Here is a 1,336-nt window from a genome sequence, read left to right on the forward strand (position 1 = left end):
TGAAGGAAGGCCTGCTGTGGTCCGACGGCTCGCCGGTGACCTCGGCTGACGTGGCCTTCACCGCCGAATACTGCATGCATCCCGAGGGCGGCTGCGCCCAGCTTGCCAAGTTCACCGGCGTCGAGAGCATCGACACCCCCGACGACCTGACCGTGGTCGTGAACTTCGACGAGCCGATGCCGAACCCCTACGGCCCGTTCATGGGCGGCCAGTCGCCGATCCTGCAGAAGGCACAGTTCGAGGGCTGCCTCGGCGCCAACGCGCCCTCCTGCACCGAGGCCAACTTCGGCCCGATCGGCACCGGCCCGTTCGTGGTCGACGAGTTCAAGCCGAACGACGTGATCTCGCTCTCGGCAAACCCCAACTACCGCGACCCCGCGAAGCCCGCCTTCGCCACCGTGACCCTCAAGGGCGGCGGTGACGCGGAATCCGCGGCCCGCGCCGTGCTCCAGACCGGCGAGTTCGACTACGCCTGGAACCTGCAGCTCGCCCCCGATGTCCTGGCCTCGATGGCCGCCGCTGGCGCCGGCACCCCGGTTTCGGCCTTCGGCACCCTGGTCGAGCGCATCGAGATGAACATGACCGACCCGTCGCCGGACCTGCCGGAAGGCGAGCGGTCGACCGTGGCGCATCCGCACCCGATCCTGTCGGACTTCAACGTCCGCAAGGCGCTCTCCATGGCGATCGACCGCGTGCTGCTGACCGAGATCGGCTACGGCCAGGCCGGCCGTCCGACCTGTAACCTCGTCCCCGCTCCGGCGCTCTACGCCTCGGACAACGAGGAATGCCTGACCCAGGATCTCGAAGGCGCCAAGGCGCTGCTCGAGGAAGCCGGCTGGACCGACAGCGATGGCGACGGTGTGCGCGAGAAGGACGGCATGAAGCTGTCGCTGCTCTACCAGACCTCGACCAACGCCGTGCGTCAGGACTTCCAGGCCCTGATCAAGGACTGGTGGAACCAGATCGGCGTCGAGACCGAGCTTCGCAACGTCGATGCCTCGGTGTTCTTCGGCGGTGACCCGGGCTCGCCCGACACCTTCCAGAAGTTCTATGCCGACGTCGAGATGTACGCCAACAACTTCGACGGCACCGACCCGCAGTCCTACCTGTCGATGTACGAGTGCGGCAACGAGCCGAAGCCGTCGTCGCAGTGGCAGGGTGAGAACATCAACCGCTTCTGCAACGAAGAGTACGACGCCCTGCTCGACGAGCTCGGCAAGACCGGCGAGCTGGAGAAGCGCGGCGAGATCGCCAAGAAGCTCAACGACATGCTGACCAAGGAAAGCATGACCATCGTGCCGCTCGTCGACCGTGGCCGGGTTTCGGCGCACTCCAA

At 66.5% G+C, this 1,336-nt stretch carries 1 pseudogene; it reads left to right on the plus strand.

Annotation, left to right across the window (positions count from 1 at the left end):
* Nucleotides 1-1,336, plus strand: a pseudogene (locus AC6RA4_RS19990) (peptide ABC transporter substrate-binding protein); the annotation flags it as partial.

The sequence above is a fragment of the Salipiger sp. genome, from assembly GCF_059781815.1.